The following is a 23,022-nucleotide window of genomic DNA, read 5'->3' as shown; positions in this document are numbered from 1 at the left end:
CAGTTACAGCTGCCGCAGCAGCTCCCCAAAGGGCTCGGCAAATGGCGAATATTCCTCCTTCAAGGTCACAACACTGATCTGCAGGGATACCCCCGCCACCTCATGGACCTGGATGGGGAAAAGCTCCTGACGCTGTACCTCCTTCTTGACCGTGAGCCCCGGAAGGAAAGCAATGCCTGCCCCCTGCATCACCAGCTTCTTCGCCGTTTCCGAGTTATCGACATGGTACGTAATGTCTGGTGGATGCTCCAGAGAATCAAACGCGCGATGAATCCGAAGCCAGTCCAGTGATCCACATTCAAAGAAAACAAGCTGCTGTTCACGGAGAGCCTCCATACTAACATGTCCTCGCTCAATGAAGGGATGGCCTTTATAGACATACAGCTGGATGGGATCTTCATAAAAGGCAACGGTACGGATCGCCGGATGCATCACCTTGCGCACAAACGCCAGATCAATCTCCTGACCCAGCAGCTTGGCAATCAGTTGATCCGTTGTTGCGGTTGTCAGCTTGATATTCACCTCGGGATACGCTTCCTTGATCCGGGGCAGAAAATCAGGAATTACATAATTGGACACCGACACTGTGCTGCCAAGACGTAAGGCTTCTGGTGTTGTTCTTCGCTGTTGAATCTTCTGTCTGCCCTTCTGCAGCACTTGCAGCACCTGCTGCCCGTACGGTAAAAATTTACGGCCCTCATCTGTCAGCACAATCTGCTTGCCTAGCCGGTCAAACAGCTTGCAACCCAGCTCCCTTTCCAGTGACTGGATGCGTGCCGTAACCGAAGGCTGGGACAAGAAGAGTACTTCAGCGGCCTTATTGAAGCTGCCATAATGATTGATATATACAAACGCTTCAATATTCTCGATATTCATGGGCGCCTCCGTATCCACGTCCGCAGACGTTTGTTGTCAATGGGTTGAGCGAAATGTCCTCTGCGTTCAGGTATTAAGGGAAAGAATGCAGTTCAACCCGTGTTTCAGTCACAGAACAAGACATCGCTGACGATAAGACAAACATTTATTTTATTTATCCTATAAAATTACTCGGTTTTAATGTATCGTAATACCGTGCTTATCCAATGTCAATATCAGCTCTTCAAGAGCCCGGTCCAGCCGGGATGTAATATCCGCCGCAAGTGTAAAAGCTCCCGCTTCACTCCGTTCAATAGCCTGATCCACTGCATAGACCCCGCCAAGAATATGGCGTCCACCGAGTGCAGCAAGCACAGGCTTTAATGCGTAATCCATGGCGAGTAAATGGGCAATCGAACCGCCGATGACAAGCGGAAGAGCAACCTTGCCCCGCAAGCCTTCCTGCGGAAGCAGATCGAGAAACAGCTTGAGCACGCCTGAATAGGAAGCCTTATACACAGGTGTGGCCACAATAACTGCATCCGCTGCCTCTACAATAGAAAGGGCATCCTGAACGGCGGGGCTGTCAAACCTCGCCTTCACCAGATCTTCAGCGGGTAGATCGGCAACCTGAATCACCTCAACGGAGATACCTGCCTTGCTTAGTGTCCGGGTACTGTAATCTGTAAGTCCTGTCAAACGTGAGCGCTTGGATGGGGCCCCCGCGATAATAACAACATGTGACATCCTGATCTCCTCCTTATCAAATAACGGTCAAGCCGCTCCTTTAACCTTCGGGTCGAGCCTATCGCGAATATCGTCGCCAATCAGATTCACAGCAAGTACAAACAGCGTTATCGCAAGCCCAGGGAAGGTGCAGATCCACCATGCTACTGTCAAATATCCTCTACCTTGAGAAAGCAACGCACCCCAATCGGGGATTTCCTTCAATACGCCGAGTCCGAGAAAACTGAGTCCCGAGCCGGTCAATATGGATGTGCCCACCCCCAGCGTTGCCATGACGAGCAGCGGAGACAAGGAGTGCGGCAGGACATGCTTCCAGAAAATGCGGGCATTGGAACCGCCCAACGAACGTGTTGCGGTAATAAAGGGCAGATTCTTCACTGACATAACCTGACCACGCATCACCCGGGCATATCCTGGGATTGAGGCAGTTGCCACAGCCAGCGCAATATTCATAAGACCTGGGCCAAGTGCAGCAGCAACAGACAGCGCCAGCAGAACACCAGGCACAGCCATGAGAATATCTACAGCACGCATCGTTACGGTATCCACGATGCCGCCCACGTATCCCGCAAGAATGCCAAGCATACTGCCCACGATACCGCCCACAAGCACGGAGGCAAAGCCAATCAGCAGGGAATCTCTACTACCATGCACAACCAAACTGAAAATATCTCTTCCGAAATAATCCGTACCAAACAGGTGCGCAGCAGAAGGGGGCTGTAATATAGCATCCGTCATCATCTGCGTCGGATCATATGGAGCAATCCAGCCCGGCACAATGGCACAGACCACCGTAAAAATGACGATTAGCAGCGCCATATACAGAAACAGCCGCGATACTACAGAGGAAACACGATGTCGCCAGGACAGACGGCTCCATCTCCACATACGGGCTTTCCAGGTGCTGCCTGCCCATGCCTTTTTGTCACCGGCTAAAGGTTTCATGCTCATAACGATTAACGCCTCCTTCTGCTTGCGCCTGATGCGCAGTTCCTGATGTGTCTGATAATATGATAATAAGCCTCATGTACGAACAGCCCGCCGAACTCTGGGATCAATGTATGAATATGAAATATCAACCAGCACATTCAGCACGACATAGATGATGGATGTAAAAAACACAACCCCCTGCACGACCGGCAAATCCTTCGCCATCAATGCATCGGCAATAATACGTCCGATCCCTTGTCTGGAAAATACCGTCTCCACCACCACAGTGCCTGCCAGCAAATCCCCGATCAGCATGCCAATGACCGTGACTGCGGGGATGAGCGCATTACGCAGTGCATGACCATACATAATGACACGTTCGGATAATCCCTTGGCTCGCAGCGCAACGATAAATGGCTCATGGATCACTTCAAGCATGCTGTTGCGCACCATGCGTACAATGAACCCTGCGCCAACCAGTCCGAGCGTGGCTGCCGGAAGCACTAATGAGCTGAAACCGTCCGAGCCCATCGCCGGAAACCAGCCGAGCTGCACAGAAAACAGCAGAATGAGCAGAATGCCGGTCCAGAAGGTAGGCATGGATATGCCAAACAAACCAACGAGCCGGGCTACAAAATCAATGAAACCATTCCGATGCACAGCCGACAGAACCCCAAGTGTAATGCCGATCGTGATGGCAATCAGCGAGCTTAGTGCGGTTAAAGCCAGGGTTGCCGGGAAATGCTCCAGAATTTTGGGCAGCACCGGATCGGAGTTCACCATGGATTGACCAAAATCACCACGCAGCATATGGCCAAAATAGTTTGCAAACTGCACATAAAACGGTTGGTCCAGTCCAAGCTGTGCCCGGAGGTTTGCAATCATCTCCGGGGTAGCCGTGGACGGGTCCAGCATCAGCAGCACCGGATCACCCGGCAGAAGATACATGATGCAGTACACCAGCACCGAGGCTCCACATATAACGAGCAGTGACGTTGCCAGCCGTGACAAGACAAGTTGAATCATACCGGGATGTCTCCTTTCTGAGATCAGAATGTGCTAAACAGCATCTGTTAAAGCTAAAGTTAAGGTGATTACATCATTTATGGCTGAATGCGTACATCGTTAAAGAGCGGATAACCGAGTGAATCAAACTTGATGCCCTGCACATCCTTGGATGCAGCTACTGTATACGGGAAAACGTAGATTGGCAAAATAACCGCTTGTTCAATCAGATATTTCTGAATCTGACCATAGATGTCTACCCTTTTCGAAGCATCCTTCTCTACAGCTCCCTGCTCTAACAGCTGATCAATCTTCGGATCGGCAAGACCGGATAATGTTGGCCGCTCTCCCTCAGCACTCGAATGATAGAAGGCGTACAGGGCGTTTGGATCGGAATTGACCTGACTGTTACCATACAGATCATAATCCAGGTTCTGATAGATTACGGTAGCGATGTCTTTGGTAATTACCACTTCAACCGCAATGCCCAGCTGTTTCAGCTGCTGCTGGATAATCGCGGCGATATCATTGCGTTTCTCCCGATTCGGAGAGCCGTCCACATATTTCAGAGTGAGCCTTTTCCCATCTTTAACACGGATTCCGTCAGCGCCCTTGACCCAGCCCTGCTCATCCAGCAACTGGTTCGCACGATTGATATCCGGGGTGATGCTGCCTTCAAGCGCCTTGTCATAGCCGAGAATGCCTGGAGACAACGCAGACCATGCGCGCTCGTAGTTGCCCAGATACAAGGTTTTCACAATGGACTCGACGTCTACAGCGGATTGCACCGCCTGCCTTACTTTCACATCATCCCAAGGTGCCTTGCGCAGATTGAAAAAGAGGGTATACGGCAGTCCAACGGTATTGGCCTGCAGCAATTGCTGGTTTGGATCACTTTTCAGCGCAGCGATATTTTGCGGTGGCACAGTCTCTGCGGCAAGCACCTGCTTGCTTTGTACACTTCCGATACGTGTTGCTTCTTCAGGTACAATTTTAAACGTGATCGTATCAATATAAGGAGCGCCTTTGTTTTCCACTGTATCGGGGCCCCACTTGTAATCCTTGTTTTTGGCTACAACAATATCCGCATTCTCATCCCATTTCACAAACGTATACGGACCTGTACCTACCGGATTTTTGCCCAGCTGATCCCCGTATTTCTTCGCTGCTGTTGGAGACACAATGCCCAGCAAGGCCTGACTCAAATTGCCCAGAAAAGCCTGTGACGGTGCAGCCAGATTGACCTTGATTGTATATTCATCAATGACCTCGGAGGAGCTGTACGGTCTGATCAGGGCAAGGGCATTGGCGGCTTTGGTGGCGGGATCAATGACCCGATCCAGATTGTACTTCACCGCTTCGGCATTAAACGGAGTTCCATCATGGAACTTCACGTCCTCACGCAGCTTGAACGTATAACTTTTGCCGTCCTCCGACACAGTCCACTCCTTGGCGAGCCAAGGCTTAATGGACCCATCGGGTAGCTGCACCACCAGATTGTCATAGATGGTTCGGATCGCACGAACGGCTACTGCAAGGCCGCTGCGATGCGGGTCCAGCGTATCAGGTGAAGTGGCGAGTGCAAACGTGAGATTGCCTCCTTCGGCTGTCCCCGCCTGATTGCCGCCTTGGGAAGCCGTTGCTGTGCTGCTCGCTTTTCCTCCAGATGCCGCTCCGCATCCAGACAATACCATCACCAATGCTAATGCCAATGCCACGTATTTTGTCCATGAAACAGACCTGTTCATATTGCTTCCCCCTCTGTGTATACAGGTGTAATTAATGTGATTGGATAACTAAACTGCATGTAAATTTTATATTACCTATGAGAAAAGTCGGTTTTAAGCCAGCAAAGCTCAATACACACCCTAGATAACGTTGGATTGCTCCTGCGCTCTGGCAGCTGTATAGCGGTTAACCGGAATCTCTACACCCAGGTTGCCGCGCAGCGTATCATGCTCATATTCCGTGCGATAAATGCCACGTTCCTGCAAAATCGGTACCACCAGCTCGACAAAGTCGGACAATCCGCTAGGCAATTCGGAGGCAATGATGAAGCCGTCTGCTGCTTCTGCCTCGAACCATTCCTGAATTTTGTCGGCCACTTGCTCCGGCGTACCCAGGAATTGGCTCCGTGGTGTTGCGGCCCGTAGAGCCACTTCCCGCAACGTTAACCCCTGCTCTTTTGCATCCCTCTTGATTTTGTCTGTTCCGCTGCGGAAGCTGTTGCTGCCTATGCCATCCAGTTCCGGGAACGGTTCATCCAGCGGATATTGGGAGAAATCATGATGCTCGAAGAAACGTCCTAGATAGTCCAGTGCTTTATCAATCGTGACCAGACTCGCGATCTCCTGATACTTCTGCTCTGCTTCCTCTGCCGTGCGTCCCACAATAGGATTGATGCCTGGCAAAATGACGATATTCTGTGATGAGCGACCATAGGAGGCTGCTCTTGTTTTGACATCCTTATAGAACGCCTGTGCATCTTCAATATTTTCATGCCCGGTGAATACGGCATCCGCTTCCTGTGCCGCCAGCGCTTTACCATCGTCCGAAGAACCTGCCTGGAAAATAACCGGCTGTCCCTGACGCGAACGAGCGATATTAAGCGGTCCCTGTACCGAGAAAAATTCACCTTCATGATTCAGCGTATGCAGCTTGGAGGGATCGAAGAATACACCGCTCTCCTTGTCTCGTACAAATGCATCATCTTCCCAGGAATCCCACAGTCCCTTGGTGACCTGCAAATATTCCTTGGCAATCCGGTAACGCTCCGGATGTGTTGGATGATGACTTTTGCTGTAGTTTTTCGCAGTACCTTCGAGCGGGGACGTAACAACGTTCCAGCCTGCACGTCCATCACTGATCAGATCGAGGGAACCGAACTGTCTGGCGACTGTAAACGGATCACTGTAGGATGTGGACAGTGTTCCGACCAGGCCAATGCGTGAAGTTACGGCAGCGAGAGCGGAAAGAATACTGATCGGCTCAAAGCGATTCAGAAAGTGAGGAATGGATTTCTCGGTAATATAAAGACCGTCCGCGATGAATACCAGATCAAATTTGCCCTCCTCTGCCTTCAAGGCCTGACGTTTGTAAAATCCAAAGTTCACACTCGCATCGGACAGAACCTCCGGGTGCCTCCATGTCGTATTGCTTCCTCCAACGCCATGAATAATCGCTCCGAATTTCAAACTACGTTTTGCTGTCATATGCCCTCCGCCTTCCTGAAATAAGTTATTGTACCTCGAAGAGTCGGTCATCCAAATCAAGGCTTCACGTGCCGTGCAAACCAAGGTTATACTCATGCTCCTGAATCGCTTTTAAATTTGATTATTCCTATGAGTTTGGTTTGTTTTAATTTCACACAGCTTATCACTGCCCTGCACACGGGTCAACCGTGCTCCTAATAGATTTTTTCTATAACGATATCGGAAGTGTGTATAAGGGGTACGTGGCCACAAAATTTACATCATGCCGCCCATACCACCCATACTGTCCATCCTAAAATAATACCTGCAATTCATCCTCGTTATGAGGTTTAAGCAGATAATCGCTAGGCTCACACAGTTGCTGTTTCATCTACCTTCTGCAGCAGTTGTGCCAATTTATCCAGATCTGCTTCCAGTAAAGCCTCGTATTTCCCGTCGCTTCCCACTTCAATGACAGGCACATGACGAATGCCGTATTTGGCTTCAAGCACATCCCGCAGCACATCGTTTCCCTGCACTTCAATATTCTCGAATGGCTGATTACGCTCGTTCAGATATGCTTTGATTTCCCCGCAAAAATGGCAGCCTTCTTTGCTCCACAGCACAACTTTTTTGGATGTTGACATGGATATACCTCCCTGATTTTTAACGTAATTTTGTTTCCTCTTGTTCAAATGAACTAAAACTTAAATTCCTATAAGTTAAGTTGGTTTATGGCTATAAATGTACTCCCGTGCGCTCACAGGGTCAATGGATATCCTAATAGAATAATCCTATAACAGAATAGAAAAATTAAATTTTATTTTTTGGAAATAGGTAGTGTCTGAAAACAACAGAACTTTGTTAGACGATTTCAAGAAAATGTAGGACAAAAAAGGAGTGAGCTCATACTCACTCCATTGCTTTTAATTTCGCCTCGATAATCTTTGCTTCTGCTAAACTTGATGCCGGAGAACTGATAACCAAACCTTTATTCTGGAATTTTGCATGCGTTAATTTCGTGTATAATTCAGGTTCTGTAACAATAATTGCATATTGATTCGCCTGTTTATCAAAATAAATATCGCCCAGGACTGTTCTCTTTGAACCTTCATAAGAGATTAATAACGTATTATGCGTGAAAATGACTTTTTTGAAGACAATATCATCGATAGATAATTCCCCCTCGAAAACATCATCCTTTTTATTCAATGTGCCATTCAAACTCACTCTTACGTTCCTGCCTATCTCGGAGTTCTCACTATACATGTAAGATGGTGATTTAATGTCTATTTGTTCATGAGTACTGCACCCTGAGAGAATGAATAAGCTTAATAAAGTAATAAAAAGCACTTTTTTCATTTTCAGCCTCCAAACTATTAACTGGAGATAGCCCCTCCCCATAAGTAAGTCAATACTTAAATTTCCAATATACATTTACAGGTATAACAGTCCCACTCTGGTAACCATAATACAAGGGAGACAATGTATTTTTTGCAAGTGAAGTTAATCTTTCTTCGTCATAAAAGTAATTACCAGCTTGCCCTGAGATTTGTCCTAAATCAAAATTTCTTGGTGTATATCGTATTGAATTTTTGTAATAAACAACATTGAGTTGTGCAGAAGTATTTTTCTTAGTCGATGTTGCCATTGGAGCCCATATATATTGGAAACCATTCCACTGATAAACATCTACATATTTATATATTATTACATAGTCGTGCAGCGATCTAACAATAGTACTTTTATAACTGTCGTACTCATTCTCTTTAATTAATAGATCTACAACTGTCATAAATGCACCTACGTAAGGATGAGTCATGCCTGCTCCAATCTGAATCAGCTTATTACCCATCTTATTTAAATCCCCTTGCTCATTTCCATACAAGGTTTGTGCACCATAAGAATATTCTGTACGCAACCTAGTGTCTCCAGGAGACGCCATTAAAGTTACAGTATGATCAAAACTATCTCTATTATCAAAACTATATAACTTATTTTGATACTCGATTTCTGTATATACTGAATAATCATTCATCATTTCCATTAAATCTTCTATCTCAGACTGAGTCTTTGCATTTTCAAGTTTATTTTCATATTCAGCAACGTTTAATTGCTTTCCTTCCTGTATTGCCTTTTCCTTCAAAAATTCTTTGGTTACAGTAAATGACTCTGTTAATGGATCATAAGTGTTATCCTCAGCGTTTACTGGAGACATCTGTAGCACAAGTATAAGAGACAATAACGAACCAAACATCCTTTTTTTGATTTTCAAATTAATACCTCTATTTTATATTTTCTTCCTTTTTACCCTATCACATAACAACGCTTTCATAAAGGGTTTATGTGGTATAATATAAATATTTATTACAGTAGAAATTGTTTTCATTCTGTAATATGACTAAAACGTCCTAGTTTGTTATCTAGCAAATTTATGAAGATTTATTCTAAATCTATTTCCAGCCTCCGCTGTTAAGCATAAGTTTGCAGGCTTTTGTACTAAAGGATATCATCATCATTTAGCGCCCTCACCCACTATCCAGACTTCTCATAGCTCAGTGCATTACTTAAAATGTCGTAAGTTATTAAAGTCTTTATAGTCTTAATCCAATCATCCAGCATTGCTTCGCTTCTGTAACATCTACCTCCTCATTTCTACTCACTTGCCTTAGGGGCAACATTTTATTATGTAGCAAAGCCTTATGCGGAATGAACAGATCAGCGTGTAAGTCAGCCTAAAACGCTTACTCTGCTGTGCTGTTCATTCCGCATGTTTCCATATACTGCTTCAAACCGCGAGCGGTGGTCATTACAGGTCCTGGGTCAGCAGCTGCGGTGGCGCAATAATGGGCAAGCCTTCCGGGATCGCGTGGAGCAGTTCGACTGGTATCTGCTGTACATGTCTGGAGCTGACCCCCCAGCGTTCCGCAGCATAACCCGACACAAACCTTCTGCGTTTGCCTTCACTGATCTGATACCATACTTCGGGTGCGTTGGAAGCCGCAACGATGCTGCCTTCGGCAGCCACCTTGCCTGCATCCGAAGTTATGGCAGGCTGTACATGCTCCGGTTCAAACGGCCAGCTGCGAATATCCCCTGCAGCGTTAATCGGCTCACCTGCGGGGATGCCGAGCAGATCAGGTTTGGCTACCAGAACGGGCGAAATGCCGCGTGGAACTGGAATGTTCAGCTTGCGTCGCTTCCTGCCTTTTAAGGTGTAGACATCTCCCTTGAGATCAACAAGCAATGCCTCTTCGGGATAGAAATCGCCGCTGCGTCTTAGGCAGGATACTGAAGTTTCCTTTTCAAAATCAAAGCCTGCTGCCAGATGATGCTTATCTCCCTTTTCATTGGCTAAGGGTACGTCTCGCCGGGATCGCGATTGGCTGTCCGCATGCTCTGACTGTATCAGCCGGGAGGTTTCGGCAATGAGCGTGTGGGGGTCTCCCCATTTTTCGCTGTAAAATTGTTCATTGCCCTGATTCACTGTGTTGAACTGCTGTTCTCCGAGCTCTTTCATGCTTACACTTCCGTAGTGATGAATAAACGCATCCCCCGCCACGGCAAGACGATATCCGAGCATACGGACGCGTACAATCCAGTCATCATCCTCAAAATTGCCTACCTTATACCCTTCATCCAGATAACCTACACGCTCAAACAATTCTCTCGAGAACAGCCAGCAGAATCCAACCAGTCGGTCCGTCAACCGATGTTTGCCTGTATCCGGGCGATTTTGGCTGGCAGCAAAGGTCCACATCTCCTTCACATCATGATATGGCACCTCAATCTGCTGATCCCCGCCAATATAATTCGTCACAGGGCCCACTACACCGATCTGTGGATCACTGTTCAGGCACGCCATCATATTATCAAGCCACCCTGGTGTAACAAGCGTATCATTGTTCAGCACGACAATATGTCTTCCTTTGGCCATCATCAGACCAACGTTAACGCCCCCGGCGAAGCCCCGATTTTTCTCCAGTGCAGCAACTCTTACCATGCCCCCTTGACGAAGCAGCGCTTCTGCCGTGCCATCCCGTGAGGCATTATCGACCACAATAATCTCGTAGGGAGCGGGGGTATGTTTCTCGATGCTCACCACACATTGCAGCACATAATCACGCTTATTGTAGGTCGGGATGATAATGCTCACGCCCTCAAAAACAAGGCCGAATGAATTTTGTCCCTGACGCACCCCGTCTTCATAACCTCGGTTGTAACCTTGATTATAAAGCTTGGTGCTTCGAAGGCTTCGAGCATTTCTTTTGCCTTTGCGTGAGGACAACCGTCGATGACGGCTGCCTGCTGCATGAAGCAGAGCGGTAGCCGATGCCTCGGTACGATGAGCAGCATTGCTCAATGATGGTCTAGACTTTTTAATTTGACTGCTCTCCTGCGAGCTGCCTTGTCTGTTTTTTCGCGCGTTACGTGTATGATGAGACGTTTTTTTCGATTTCTTCATGCTGCTTCCTCCATTCCACCCGTCCTGCAGCAAAGCCCGTTTGATCCCCTGCTCAGGACGATCTGCTAGAACTGAAGCTCTCCTGTCACCAGTTTGTCGGCCAAATGTCCAAAATCGAAAGCCACTTTGCCCAGTTCGCCAGCAATACGTCTGCATAGCACCACTGCCGGAATGCCCGCTGCAACTAGCGCAATATCAAAGGTATGCTCCGCAGCATGCTGCATTACTCTCGGAATATCCGCCATACCCGCCACAGACGGAAGTATACCTGCGATCTGTACTCCATGCTGATGCAGCAGCACTCCCAAATCTGCTGCCTGACTGCCGATAAGCAGCACCCTCCGTCCTTGCAGGATGGGAAGCAGCAGACGCGAATGATGCAGGCTGTAATTGATGGTTGAGCTGGTCAATTTCAGACTGGACCAGTTGATGCCGAAATGGCGCAGCACCGGAAATAACAGTCCTTGAAATGTAGGTGCGCGTGAGATGGGCACTCCCACCCAGTCCGCACCCTGGATAGCTTCCGCAAGCATCGCGCGGATGTCCGGCGTAGAGCATGGCACCCCTGCATACGGCAGAAACGGTGCCAGCTCCTGCACCTCTGTAGCTGGCAGCACCGTATCGGCTGCCAGCGTAAGCAGTTCGCCATCCCCGAGGCGAACAACAGACAGCGGGCGCTGCGCCTCCAGCGCCGCTACAATGTGACCAGCCAGCTCGTGAGGGCTGGTCAGCCGGGTCAGGCTGGGCGCATACTGGCGGAAGCCCGCCTCGATCAAATCTGACGCTGCAACAGCAGGCAGAATGTGATCCGGCGGGATGTGCTTCGCCACCAGCGCCTCGCCCCCGGCGTATACGCCGTCGCGGTAACCCGCGGCGTAACCGCCGGGCACTGCCGCCTGCGCGGCCTGCTGCGCAGCCGCCGGCGGCACGCCGTTTGCGCTGCCCGCACTGGCGGCAGCGCCTTCCCGCCCCGCGGGCAGGGCGACGACACCCGGCGGGTGTGTTGTCTGGCGCGGGGCGGGGCCAGCACCGCTGGCAGGCATCGCCTGTGGCGAGCTTGCATGCGGTGCTGACTGTGGCGCACGGCGCATCGCCGTGCGCTGCTTGGCGCGGGCCGCGGCGCGGCGGCCCTGCGCGGAGGCGCGCCTGCGCTGGGCCGAGCCCTGGCGCAGGCGGCCCTGTGCACGGCCAGCCAGCGCTGCACGGCTGGCACGCGCCGCCCTGCCCGCATGGGGCACAGCTCGGGCTCTGCCCGATTTGCCCGTAGCTATCACACCGACAGCGCCGCCCGCACGTCTCACACCCCCTGTTTTACCTGCACTCCTTCTGACCCCTGTTCTCCCTGCGCCCTTCACATGCCCCACTTCCCTGCATTCTCCACTTGTACCGCCACGTGCCTTATACACCCTGACTTACCCGCACTCCTTCTGTTCCCTGCTCTCACACCAATCCCTCCTTGTACATGGAAAAGGATGGCCGCTGACGCTGCGCAAAACGCCGGAGCTTTCTTTAAGGCTCCGGCGCAAGCTTGGCTTCGATCATCTGTTTCGATCTGGCACCGCACAGCGGCTGCACTATCGGTTTATATCCGTTATGGCAGCTGCCCCTTCATACGCTCAGCTGCCTCCTGGAGCGACTCAAATGTGCCCGCGTCGCTCCAATATTTTTGCAAAATGTCGTACTCCAGTCCGCCGCTGGATGCATAGTGATTGTTAACATCTGTGATCTCCAGCTCTCCGCGTGCCGATGGTGCAATGTTATGAATCAGATTAAATACGTGATCATCGTACATATATATGCCGGTCACACAGTAAGAGGTCTTCGGCTGGCTTGGCTTTTCCTCAATATACGCAATACGTTCCGGGTGCTGCTCGTCAAAGACAGGCACGCCGTAGCGGCGAGCATCATCTACTCCTTTAAGCAATACACGCGCGGTACCGGCAGGCTGCTGCATATATCGGTCCACGTAAGGCTTCAGATCGTCGCTGAACAGATTATCGCCCAGCAGCACCACGAATCTTTCGCCTGGAAGAATAAACGTGGACGCCAGATCAAGCGCTTCAGCAATGCCTCCCGCCTTTTCCTGAATGCGATACGTCAGCTTGACCCCGTGATCCTCTCCGCCCCCAAGGTACTCCGTATACAAACCTGCGGATTGTTTGTTAATCACAATCAGGATATCCTCGATCCCTGCCTGACGAAGCCTGTCGATGCCATACATAATCATCGGATGTTTACCGACGGGAAGCAGATGTTTATTAATAAGCCGGGTTAGAGGGTACAATCGTGTCCCTGTGCCGCCAGCAAGAATTACACCTTTCATTTCTTGTTCCCTCCTTCATCGGATATGTCCATAAATTCAAGTGGATCGACATGCCATTTATTGATAAAAATCGAACGATTGCGCTCCAGCAATTGTTTCCATTCGATCGGGTCCGTTTTTTGAAAGCTTGCACTGCCCTGATGATGTATCAGCACATCACCACATACCAGCAGCCGGAAGCCCAGCAGTCTAACCCTGTAGCAGTAGTCATCGTCCTCATAGTGTCCCGGAGAGTACGCTTCATCCAGCCAGCCTGCCGCATCCAGCACACTTCGTTTCAACAGCATGCACAGCCCGACGATACGACGTACGTCCCTCCACCGCGACGCATCCGAAACGTTATTCGCAGCAGCCAGCTCCTGAAAATGTGTAATATCCCGAAAGTTGACCTCCACCTGCTGAATGCCGCTGGCATAATTGGTCACCGGCCCAACGATGCCTACATTGTCAGCACTGTAGAGTGCTGCTCGCATATTTTCCAGCCAGCAGGATGTAACCGTAACATCATTGTTCAGCAGCAGCAGCTCATCCCCGCAGGCGGCGCGCAGTCCGGCATTACAGGCAGCCGGGAACCCCCGATTCTCAGGCAGCCGAACAAACCGTATTCGTTCACTGGCACAAAATGCGGCCGTACCATCCGTCGAGCCGTTATCCACAACGATGATCTCGTATGGTGTCGCTTCTCCTGTATAGGTTTGGATGGCTTGCACACAGCACTTCAGAAGCGAAAGTCCGTTATACGTCGGTATGATTATGCTCGTCAGCGTCATCTCGCGTTCCTCCTGTATGCCACTTCTGCTCGGGAAAGCGGCCTCAACTGAACATCGTTTCCACCTGAGCTCAGCCAGGCAGCCAGTGCTTCCAGATGATCACCCAGAATCAGTCTGGCAACATCGTTATTGCTCCCTGTATTTCCGGGCCGTAACCGATTGGAGCGGATGACGTCCACTTGACTCGGAGCAGATACCCGCAGCCCATGGCGGATTGCCAGCATCTGTGCTTTGGGCGGGACAGCCAGCGAAGCCGGCTTCACCGTCTCAATCATACGTCTGGATACGGCATGCGGCACAGCAGTCATCGAATTCGAGCCAAGCTCCCGTCTGCCTAGCGTATGGTTCAAATACGCTTTAATGCGGCTGACCTCATCCTGCTTGGCAAATGGCGGAAGCAGAGAGGTCAGATTGTTAAGTGCAACATCCTCTCCCCGATCAACAGCGAAGAGAAACGGAGCCAATTCCTCCGCAGGCACGACCATATCCCCATCTACAAACAGAATCGTCTCCGCATCTGTCATTTTGGCTCCCAGTGCCCGCCCAACATCATGTCCGGCCCGGTTTGGTTCATAGACAAGGGTAATGCCCGGTTGCTGTAACACCCGCTCCAGACTGTTATCCGTTGTTCCGTTTAATACAACTACAATATCACGGAGTGGCAATCGTTTCAGCTGTACCAGCACCTGCCCCAGCGTTCGTTCCTCATTGCAGGCGCAAACTACGGCAGCAGCAGTATGACGTAGGGAAAGCGGCACAAGGTTTGGCGAATAACCTGAGGATCGGGCATAACCCTGCATAAATGCTTTGCCCGCCTGCCAAGCATCTTCCCATTGCTCCAGCCCCGGTTGATCCGATGCGTAGGCATGCCATGCAGCCAAAGCATGTTGATTCACGAGATCAGCCTCTATTGTCGAACAATTGCCTGCAAGCCTGCCCGCTCGCCAGTACGAGCGAAGGTCCGGCAGCGGCCGCTCGTTTACTCGGCTCCTCTTCTGACGAAGCTTGCGTGTTATGCCTTTCCTAGAGCGGGAACTGCTCCTTAACGTGCTCGCTGCTGGCCGCCTGTTCACCGGTTGTCTGCGAACCGCCGCTTCTGCTCTCGTTTTCATTACTGTCACCTCCAGCGTCATACTGCAACTGGCCGAATCCTGCTCCCCTGCCACAGTTGGCTCCAATCGTCGCTTACCATTCGGCTGTTCGTTCCGCTATCTGGTCAGACTTCGAACACGCTCCAAGTCTGGGTAGCCTCCCCGCGCACCGCGTGTATCGGTCATCCAGCGAATAGCCTCCAGATGATCCTGGAGCACAACTTGGCTCAGCGGATCAGCTTCGCTTCGTTTCTTGCTGCGAACCGCATTCAATCTTCCCACAGGCACATGATGAACGGCCTGTACCCGAAGCCCCCCAAGAATTGCTTTCGCATGAGCAAGCGGCGGAATCTCCAGTGAAGCTGTCTCGATGATCCCCAGTGTCTTGCGGCTGATTGCATGTGGAATGGCTGTCATGGAGGCCCCGCCAAGATCGGATCTGGACAGCAGGCTGTTTAACATATGCTTCGCTTCAACAACCGGATGCACCGGATTTCGTGTCACTGGACCGTTGTAATCATTCAACGCGACATCAACGCCTTTCAACACTGCCTGCACGAAGGGGGCAAGCTGTTCAGCCGGCACCTTGATGTCCGCGTCGGTAAATAGCAGAATCTGCCCTCGCGCAGCTGCAGCTCCTACTCTGCGTCCCCCGTCATGCCCCAGCGCCTCCGCATATTGAATCACCCGCGCTCCTGCCCGCTTAGCTTCGCTGGCCGTAGCATCCGTTGATCCATTCACTACAACCAGCACCTCCGCATCACGGCATATTCGCGAGCATTCACGAACTACAGCCGCAATGGTACGCTGCTCATTCATCGCTGGAATAATAACCGACAGCAGAGGGCCGTGAACCTCTTCCCCAATCTGGCGATCCGTTTCCTTATCGTTGCGAGCAGGCTTCCCCTTCTCTTGAACATTCTCTTCAACCGTGACGGGTGCGATGAGGACGTAGGCCTTTGTACCCTTTTTGCTTCCAGAAGAAAGTCGTTTTCTCCTCGTTGTCCCTCCAGAGCGTTTATTCCCTGTTTTTGTTGCAAAACGGCCCTTAATCCGTTGTTTCCGCAACAAGTTCACCTCCCGCAATCCAACCTGAACATGCCAAGGGAGTACACGTTATTCTATGTATTCGTGGAGCAGTGGAAACGGCTGCTGCCCTTGCTCTATGCAGGTTCTGACCATGGATTGCGGGCAAACAAGCCTTTAATTTTGATAAAATTCGTCAAAAAAATGAATTTCCACATCATTTCCCCGTCTTTAGACACAATTTTGTTAAAAAGCTGACATGGCATCTTTTCCAAACTTTTACACTGTGGTACTATACGATTCAAGCCGATAATATTTACAATTTTAACCTCTTAAAGAACCTACGTTCCTTTCTGGTTTGTTTCTCCACTTATTTATTGACCTTAGGTTAGTTAAAACGACGACTGGTCCTCTTCCCAAGCGTGTACAAGCAATCGCGATAATCTTGAAAGGAGTGATGCCGTTCCATATCCAGCTATTGACGCATTTTTGATAGCCCTCTTCTCATTCAAGCTCCACCTTCCGCCCTGCCAGATGCAGACGGACAATCAACCAGCCGAGATCGGCATAATATTTTCACAAATACATGATATGAAAGGGAGAGTTAACGATGAAATTGACCAAAATTATGCCAACAATTCTTGCAGGAGCTCTTTTGCTCACATCCCTGTCCTCTGCAGCAGCAATGCCGTTATCTGACTCATCCATTCCATTTGAGGGCCCCTACACCTCCGAGGAGAGTATTCTGTTGAACAACAACCCGGACGAAATGATTTATAATTTTCTTGCACAACAAGAGCAATTTCTGAATGCCGACGTCAAAGGACAGCTCAAAATCATTAAACGCAACACAGACACTTCCGGCATCAGACACTTTCGTCTGAAGCAATACATCAAAGGTGTTCCGGTTTACGGCGCAGAACAAACGATCCATCTGGACAAGAACGGAGCTGTAACTTCCGCACTCGGCGATCTTCCGCCAATTGAAGAACAGGCTGTTCCGAATGATGGCGTTCCCGCAATCAGTGCAGACGATGCCATCCGTGCCGCCGAGAATGAAGCCACCTCCCGTCTTGGAGAGCTTGGCGCACCAGAGCTTGAGCCAAAGGCCGAATTAAACATTTATCATCATGAAGATGACGGACAAACCTACCTCGTTTACATTACGGAAGTTAACGTGCTTGAGCCTTCCCCGCTACGGACCAAATATTTTATTAACGCCCTTGATGGAAGCATCGTATCTCAATACGATATTATCAACTTTGCCACAGGCACCGGTACAGGCGTGCATGGTGATACCAAAACACTGACGACAACTCAATCCGGCAGCACCTATCAGCTGAAAGATACAACTCGTGGAAAAGGCATTCAAACCTATACTGCGAACAATCGCTCCTCGCTTCCAGGCAGCTTGTCTACCAGTTCCAATAACGTATGGACAGACCGTGCAGCTGTAGATGCGCACGCCTATGCTGCCGCCACATATGACTTCTACAAAAACAAATTCAATCGCAACGGCATTGACGGAAACGGGCTGTTGATTCGCTCTACAGTGCATTATGGCTCCAACTATAAAAACGCCTTCTGGAACGGAGCACAGATTGTCTATGGAGATGGCGATGGCATCGAGTTCGGTCCCTTCTCCGGTGATCTCGATGTTGTCGGACATGAATTGACACACGGGGTGATTGAATATACAGCCAATCTCGAATATCGCAATGAGCCGGGTGCTTTAAACGAAGCTTTTGCCGACATTATGGGGAACACCATCGAAAGCAAAAACTGGCTGCTTGGCGACGGAATCTATACTCCAAACATTCCAGGTGATGCCCTGCGCTCGTTATCCGACCCTACGCTGTATAACCAGCCTGACAAATACAGTGATCGCTACACTGGCTCTCAGGATAATGGCGGTGTGCATATCAACAGCGGGATCATTAACAAAGCATATTATCTTGCAGCCCAAGGCGGTACTCATAACGGGGTAACCGTTAGCGGCATCGGCCGGGATAAAGCAGTACGTATTTTCTATAGCACGCTGGTGAACTACCTGACGCCAACCTCCAAATTTGCAGCAGCCAAAACAGCGACAATTCAGGCAGCCAAGGACCTGTACGGTGCCAATTCCGCTGAAGCTACGGCAATCACCAAAGCTTATCAAGCGGTAGGTTTGTAAAAGAGAAACCCGACCGTTTCGCTCCCCTCATGTCCGAACGGTCATAACGGCAAACAGCAGAAGCGGTGCCCGGAACAATTGCCGGACACCGCTTCTATCTATGTGCCAGATTCAGGGCCTGCAGGCAGATGTTAACGCCAGTGATCAGGCTGATGGTCCGGCTGCAATCCAGGACAACAATCCATACGTATGCTTGCAATCCGACGTGCGTGTAACCTCCAGTACCGCTTCATCCTCACTCTGGGATAACAACGACACCTGGAATCCGCGATCATTACTCATACCCACAATCACGTAATGCTCCGAATCAAATGCCTCTTCAAACACAATCGTGACCTCTGTGCATACCTCATCCTCCGGCAGAACAAAGGCTTCCATACCAAACTGCTGCACAACCGGCTGTTTGCTTACACTGCGCACAGGCTGGAATGCCAGATGCCCGGCATGCACAGCACCGGATTGTAATTGCTCGCTGCCTACAGAAGCATCACACAGATGCTGTTGTGTTACCGATTGAGGCTCAAGTGTATACGTTACGGGAATAACCGCTTCAGGACGTTCAGCAATAGCTTCATCGGAAGCTGCCGTGTGATCTCCTGTCTGAAGCGCCTCAGGCTCGAGCCATTCCACAGCTCGCTCGCCGTCTTCCAGAGCCGCTTGCCCCTCATATTCCCCGTTTAACCCCAGCAGCTGCTGAAGCTTCCAGTTGCCTACCTGGAACGCACTCTGTGTATCGTTATCCTCCGGCGAATCCTCTCCGTCGTCTCCCCAGGTGAACAGGCCCTCATTTTGCATACCAACGGACTGCATAAACTGCTGTACTTCCTGCATCGCTTCCTGCCTTTTGAGTTCGGCAAGCTGCTCCAGCGTCTCCGCACTGACCTGACGAATCGTATTCCAGATTTCTTCGCTTAAATGAGCTGTACCTACAATGCCTTCTTTCAAGTGATCGGACGTAATACTCTGTTCACTCAGCTTGCTGCCATCAATGGCGCGATCAGCCAGATGCACCGATGATATCGTTCCTGCTGTAAGCTTGCTGCCATCCACACTGCCATCTGCAAGCTTACTGCCGTCCACACTGTTATCTGCGAGTTTGGAGGCGGTGATTGCACCATCCTGCAGGTGAACTGTGCCTACGACTTCTTCACTCAGATGGCAGGATGTGATGCTGCCTTCCGCTATATGATCCCCATGGACCTCACCTGCTGCAATATGCGCAGCCTGCACACTCTCTGCCGTTAAATGAATGCTGCTTACTGCTCCTTCTGCAAGCTTGCCGCCATCTACACTACCTTCTGCAAGCTTCCCACCGTCTACACTGCCTTCTGCAAGTTTACTGCCGTCCACACTGTTATCCGCGAGTTTGCAGGCCGTAACTGCACCATCTTGCAGAATCGTAGAGCTGACCGATTCCTCCTCCAGATGTCCCGTACCGATACTTCGCTCCTGAATATGGTGGGATAGCACAGCCCCATCCTGAAGATGACGAGAATGCACTGTGCCCTGCTGCAAGTGAGCTGCACCTACAGCTTCCGATTGCAGATGCAGTCCGCTGATCAATCCCGGCTGCATATGTGCTTCCGATACAGAGAGTGGCGCAAGATGTTCGGTTTGCACAACCCCAGCCGTCAGATGACGGGAACATATCGCCTGCTCGGCAATGTGCTCACTGCCGATTACATTTGCTCTCAGATGAGAACCGTTCACAGTCTGAGACGCCAAATGCTCGGACTTGATGCTGCCTTCAGCGATATGCTGTGAATCGACAGCATCCTGCCGCAGATGCTCGCCGCCTACTGCTCCATGTTGCAGTGCCTCGCCCGTTACCGAGCCGGAGGCCAGATGTTCTTTCGTTATTGCTGCTGGACGCAGCTTGTTGCCAGGAATACTGCCGTTGGCAAACAGCTCCGGGTTACGCACCTCATCCGACAGATGCTCCAATGAAACAGCATGCTGCTTCAGATGATACCCGCGAATCGTTTCCGCAGGAATATGTTTGGCAACGATACTTTCCGCCATTATTTTGGAAGAGGTGATGCTGCCCTCAGCCAGCTTTGCCGAGGTAACCGATAGATCTGCCAGCTTATCCGTTGACACACTTTCAGGTGAAAGTTTAGGCGATGTCACGGCGTGGTCTGTCAGATGCGGCGGGAAGATCGAACCATTCGCAAGAAGTGCCGAGGTGATGCTGCCCGGTGCTATTTTGTCGGTCGTAATGGCAGCACGCGACACAGTGTCCGTCTGAACACTTCCGGGCTGAAGATGCGGTGCACCTACAGCATGTTCTGTCAGATGCTCGGACTTTACACCATACGGGCGAAGTGCCTCCGAGCCCACACTGCCTGGTGTCAGATGCGATGCTGTAATGGCTCCAGATGCCAGATGGGAAGAGCTGACTGCACCAGAAGCCAGAACTCTGCCATTGACAGAGCCGGGTCCAAGCTTTTCAGACGTAATACTTTCAGCAGCCAGCTTCGCAGTCGTTACCGCTTCATCCTGTAATTGAAACGATCCCACCGATGACTCTGTCAAGTGTTTCTCCAGAACCGCTCCAGCTGCCAGCGCATCAGCAGATACACTTTCCTCAGATAGATGAGCTGTTTCGATGCTGCTGTTGGCCAGATGAATGGAATGAATAGCTCCGTTATCAATATGAACCGGTGTTATGCCACGATTAGCAATATGCTCCCCACGAATCGAGCCTTTGGCCAGATGTTTCCCCTGTACAGCTTCATCGGCAATTTTGGAAGCAATAATGCTCTGGTCTGCCAGCTTTGAAGAAGTCACAGCCTGCTCCAGCAGTTTGGCGGTTCCCACCGATTGGTCCGCCAGCTTGCTGCTGCTAATGGCTCCATTAGCCAAATGCTCACTGCCGATTTCGGCACTGCCAATCTGTTCACTGCCGATTGCACCAGCCCGAATCTGTGCCGATCCGATCGAACCATCCACCAGATGTTTCCCATTTAAAGCATGCTCTGCAACATGGCGGGTTTGAATAACTCCATCCTCGATCTGTTCGCTGCCGACACTGCCGCTTAAAAGCTGATTGCGTCCAACCGCTCCTTCTGCCAGATGAGACTGCTTGATCGAACCGGACTGAATATGACGTGAATCAACGGATTGCTCTTCAATTTTGCTGCCAGTCACAGCGCCTTCACGAATTTTGGGACTCGTGACTGCATCATCTGCCAGCTTTGACGTATGCACTGCACCCCCGGATAAATGACGGGTTTCGATGCCGCTGATCGCAATTTTGTCCGCGGTGACGGCTTGATTCTGGATCAAATCCTCTGTAACCAGCAGACGACTGAGATGTCTCGTTCCAATCGAGCCATCCGCAATTTTGGTCGCATCAATCACCTGATTGCTCAGCTTCTGTGAAGAAATGCTGCCGTCCCGAATTTTGTCCCCGGCAATCGAGGCATTTCTGATTTTGTGACCGGATACAGAGCCATCAATCAGATGCTCCTCTGCAATGGAAGCTTCAGCAAGCTTAGCCGATACGATAGCACCATCCGCAATATGAATGCTCGTCACCGCATAATCCTGCAAAGCTTCACTGCCTACTGCTCCCGACTTCAGCTTGGAGGCATCTACTGCAAAGGGTGCCAGCTTGCTTTCAGTTACAGCAAAATCACTGATGTCATCCGTATAGATATAATGCCCCTCCTGACCAGGCATCCGGTTCTGATTCAGATGCTGCTTGCTTACGAGCCTGCTCGCGTTGTTCTGCTTTTCCTGAGAGGGAGCAATGCTGCTGATCAGAACCCCTCTCTCCCCGGTCATCAGGACAGTATCTCCGTTCTGTTCCGTGCTTGGAACTTCGGGCAGCAGTTCATCCGAATTCGATTGTGTAGGAGCGTCCGATTCCAGAACGACTTCGGGTTTAAACTGTACTGGCTCGGATGTGACAGCCTCCGGCTTTGCTGTCGTTTCAGCAGCAACTTCGGTAGCAGTACCGTCCGTAACCGGATTATCTTCCTTTTTCACTGCTCTTTCCGGCTTTGTTGATTCAATCCGCTGATGGGTCAGCTCCAGTTCCCTGAATGTGGGACTGATATGACGTAGCTTCGGCGTTAAAATCTTTTTTTTGCCCTTCTTGCTCATGAGGCCAGCTCCTTCCCCTAACGTTCGTCTCCGGCATCATATGCTTCATTCTGGGCATCTGCCACATTTCTGGACCGACTTTTACAGATATGCAATCTGTTATAAGTCAATTCAGACAATCGTCCATCCCTGTCCAACCGTAAATAGGCTGAACACAAACAAGAGACAAGGCGGCTGTCCACGCCCCATTCCTGCTCTGCTCATAGGATATGGTGTCTGAGCATACACGGATGCATTCGAACGCATCTGCACATCGGTCAAGTGTTATCGCGATTTCAGAGTCGGAACCGGCGTGCAGATAGAACAACGATGGATGGTCGCGATAACAACGAA

17 protein-coding genes are annotated in these 23,022 nt (G+C 50.4%); 1 reads left to right on the top strand and 16 read right to left on the bottom strand.

Annotated features, from left to right (window positions below; translation table 11 throughout):
- Positions 1 to 3: 3 nt before the first annotated feature.
- The 15 genes from DFQ00_RS15670 to DFQ00_RS15600 form a co-directional block, all read right to left on the bottom strand.
- Positions 4 to 876 carry a LysR family transcriptional regulator gene (locus tag DFQ00_RS15670; RefSeq protein WP_110897422.1) on the bottom strand — a complete coding sequence of 291 codons (873 nt, stop codon included), beginning with the start codon at positions 874 to 876 and terminating at the stop codon, positions 4 to 6.
- Between the two features lie 177 nt (positions 877 to 1,053).
- A complete protein-coding gene (ssuE, locus tag DFQ00_RS15665) occupies positions 1,054 to 1,602 on the bottom strand; it encodes an NADPH-dependent FMN reductase (RefSeq protein WP_110897421.1) in 549 nt (182 codons plus the stop codon).
- A 27-nt stretch (positions 1,603 to 1,629) separates the two neighbouring features.
- The gene (locus DFQ00_RS15660) at positions 1,630 to 2,553 is read right to left on the bottom strand and encodes an ABC transporter permease (protein ID WP_110897420.1); all 924 of its coding nucleotides are present in this window, start codon (positions 2,551 to 2,553) and stop codon (positions 1,630 to 1,632) included.
- Between the two features lie 72 nt (positions 2,554 to 2,625).
- A complete protein-coding gene (locus DFQ00_RS15655; protein WP_110897419.1) occupies positions 2,626 to 3,558 on the bottom strand; it encodes an ABC transporter permease in 933 nt (310 codons plus the stop codon).
- A gap of 77 nt (positions 3,559 to 3,635) precedes the next feature.
- Positions 3,636 to 5,285, bottom strand: a complete 1,650-nt coding sequence (locus DFQ00_RS15650) for an ABC transporter substrate-binding protein (RefSeq protein ID WP_110897418.1) — start codon at positions 5,283 to 5,285, stop codon at positions 3,636 to 3,638.
- Positions 5,286 to 5,405: 120 nt separating this feature from the next.
- A complete protein-coding gene (locus tag DFQ00_RS15645; RefSeq protein ID WP_110897417.1) occupies positions 5,406 to 6,749 on the bottom strand; it encodes an LLM class flavin-dependent oxidoreductase in 1,344 nt (447 codons plus the stop codon).
- 350 nt (positions 6,750 to 7,099) lie between these two features.
- A complete protein-coding gene (locus DFQ00_RS15640; protein ID WP_110897416.1) occupies positions 7,100 to 7,375 on the bottom strand; it encodes a glutaredoxin family protein in 276 nt (91 codons plus the stop codon).
- 265 nt (positions 7,376 to 7,640) lie between these two features.
- A complete protein-coding gene (locus tag DFQ00_RS15635; RefSeq protein ID WP_110897415.1) occupies positions 7,641 to 8,090 on the bottom strand; it encodes a YajG family lipoprotein in 450 nt (149 codons plus the stop codon).
- Between the two features lie 49 nt (positions 8,091 to 8,139).
- Positions 8,140 to 9,003, bottom strand: a complete 864-nt coding sequence (locus tag DFQ00_RS15630) for a hypothetical protein (protein WP_110897414.1) — start codon at positions 9,001 to 9,003, stop codon at positions 8,140 to 8,142.
- 534 nt (positions 9,004 to 9,537) lie between these two features.
- Positions 9,538 to 11,193 carry a glycosyltransferase family 2 protein gene (locus DFQ00_RS15625; protein ID WP_110897413.1) on the bottom strand — a complete coding sequence of 552 codons (1,656 nt, stop codon included), beginning with the start codon at positions 11,191 to 11,193 and terminating at the stop codon, positions 9,538 to 9,540.
- 65 nt (positions 11,194 to 11,258) lie between these two features.
- Entirely contained in the window at positions 11,259 to 12,599 is a 1,341-nt protein-coding gene (locus DFQ00_RS29850; RefSeq protein WP_244213859.1) for a GT-D fold domain-containing protein, read from the bottom strand.
- 185 nt (positions 12,600 to 12,784) lie between these two features.
- The gene (locus DFQ00_RS15615; RefSeq protein ID WP_110897412.1) at positions 12,785 to 13,516 is read right to left on the bottom strand and encodes a sugar phosphate nucleotidyltransferase; all 732 of its coding nucleotides are present in this window, start codon (positions 13,514 to 13,516) and stop codon (positions 12,785 to 12,787) included.
- The gene (locus DFQ00_RS15610) at positions 13,513 to 14,286 is read right to left on the bottom strand and encodes a glycosyltransferase family 2 protein (RefSeq protein ID WP_110897411.1); all 774 of its coding nucleotides are present in this window, start codon (positions 14,284 to 14,286) and stop codon (positions 13,513 to 13,515) included. The genes DFQ00_RS15615 and DFQ00_RS15610 overlap by 4 nt, the downstream gene beginning before the upstream one ends.
- Positions 14,283 to 15,398, bottom strand: a complete 1,116-nt coding sequence (locus DFQ00_RS15605) for a glycosyltransferase family 2 protein (RefSeq protein ID WP_244213858.1) — start codon at positions 15,396 to 15,398, stop codon at positions 14,283 to 14,285. The genes DFQ00_RS15610 and DFQ00_RS15605 overlap by 4 nt, the downstream gene beginning before the upstream one ends.
- 96 nt (positions 15,399 to 15,494) lie before the next feature.
- Positions 15,495 to 16,445: a glycosyltransferase family 2 protein gene (locus tag DFQ00_RS15600; protein ID WP_110897410.1), complete on the bottom strand. Its 951-nt coding sequence runs from the start codon at positions 16,443 to 16,445 to the stop codon at positions 15,495 to 15,497.
- Positions 16,446 to 17,013: 568 nt separating this feature from the next.
- On the opposite strand from DFQ00_RS15600, the gene DFQ00_RS15595 reads away from it, so the two are divergent.
- A complete protein-coding gene (locus DFQ00_RS15595) occupies positions 17,014 to 18,579 on the top strand; it encodes a M4 family metallopeptidase (protein ID WP_110897409.1) in 1,566 nt (521 codons plus the stop codon).
- Between the two features lie 144 nt (positions 18,580 to 18,723).
- On the opposite strand, the gene DFQ00_RS15590 is transcribed toward DFQ00_RS15595, so the two are convergent.
- Positions 18,724 to 22,689: a WIAG-tail domain gene (locus DFQ00_RS15590; protein WP_110897408.1), complete on the bottom strand. Its 3,966-nt coding sequence runs from the start codon at positions 22,687 to 22,689 to the stop codon at positions 18,724 to 18,726.
- Positions 22,690 to 23,022 lie beyond the last annotated feature (333 nt).

The sequence above is a fragment of the Paenibacillus barcinonensis genome (assembly GCF_003217495.1).
Lineage (GTDB): Bacteria > Bacillota > Bacilli > Paenibacillales > Paenibacillaceae > Paenibacillus > Paenibacillus barcinonensis.
This window is presented reverse-complemented; position numbering and strand designations above follow the sequence as displayed.

Coding starts and splice junctions, on each gene's coding strand:
- DFQ00_RS15670 (WP_110897422.1), bottom strand. CDS start 876: ATGAATATCGAGAATATTGAAGCGTTTGTATATATCAATCATTATGGC.
- ssuE (WP_110897421.1), bottom strand. CDS start 1,602: ATGTCACATGTTGTTATTATCGCGGGGGCCCCATCCAAGCGCTCACGT.
- DFQ00_RS15660 (WP_110897420.1), bottom strand. CDS start 2,553: ATGAGCATGAAACCTTTAGCCGGTGACAAAAAGGCATGGGCAGGCAGC.
- DFQ00_RS15655 (WP_110897419.1), bottom strand. CDS start 3,558: ATGATTCAACTTGTCTTGTCACGGCTGGCAACGTCACTGCTCGTTATA.
- DFQ00_RS15650 (WP_110897418.1), bottom strand. CDS start 5,285: ATGAACAGGTCTGTTTCATGGACAAAATACGTGGCATTGGCATTAGCA.
- DFQ00_RS15645 (WP_110897417.1), bottom strand. CDS start 6,749: ATGACAGCAAAACGTAGTTTGAAATTCGGAGCGATTATTCATGGCGTT.
- DFQ00_RS15640 (WP_110897416.1), bottom strand. CDS start 7,375: ATGTCAACATCCAAAAAAGTTGTGCTGTGGAGCAAAGAAGGCTGCCAT.
- DFQ00_RS15635 (WP_110897415.1), bottom strand. CDS start 8,090: ATGAAAAAAGTGCTTTTTATTACTTTATTAAGCTTATTCATTCTCTCA.
- DFQ00_RS15625 (WP_110897413.1), bottom strand. CDS start 11,193: ATGAAGAAATCGAAAAAAACGTCTCATCATACACGTAACGCGCGAAAA.
- DFQ00_RS15615 (WP_110897412.1), bottom strand. CDS start 13,516: ATGAAAGGTGTAATTCTTGCTGGCGGCACAGGGACACGATTGTACCCT.
- DFQ00_RS15610 (WP_110897411.1), bottom strand. CDS start 14,286: ATGACGCTGACGAGCATAATCATACCGACGTATAACGGACTTTCGCTT.
- DFQ00_RS15605 (WP_244213858.1), bottom strand. CDS start 15,398: ATGAAAACGAGAGCAGAAGCGGCGGTTCGCAGACAACCGGTGAACAGG.
- DFQ00_RS15595 (WP_110897409.1), top strand. CDS start 17,014: ATGAAATTGACCAAAATTATGCCAACAATTCTTGCAGGAGCTCTTTTG.
- DFQ00_RS15590 (WP_110897408.1), bottom strand. CDS start 22,689: ATGAGCAAGAAGGGCAAAAAAAAGATTTTAACGCCGAAGCTACGTCAT.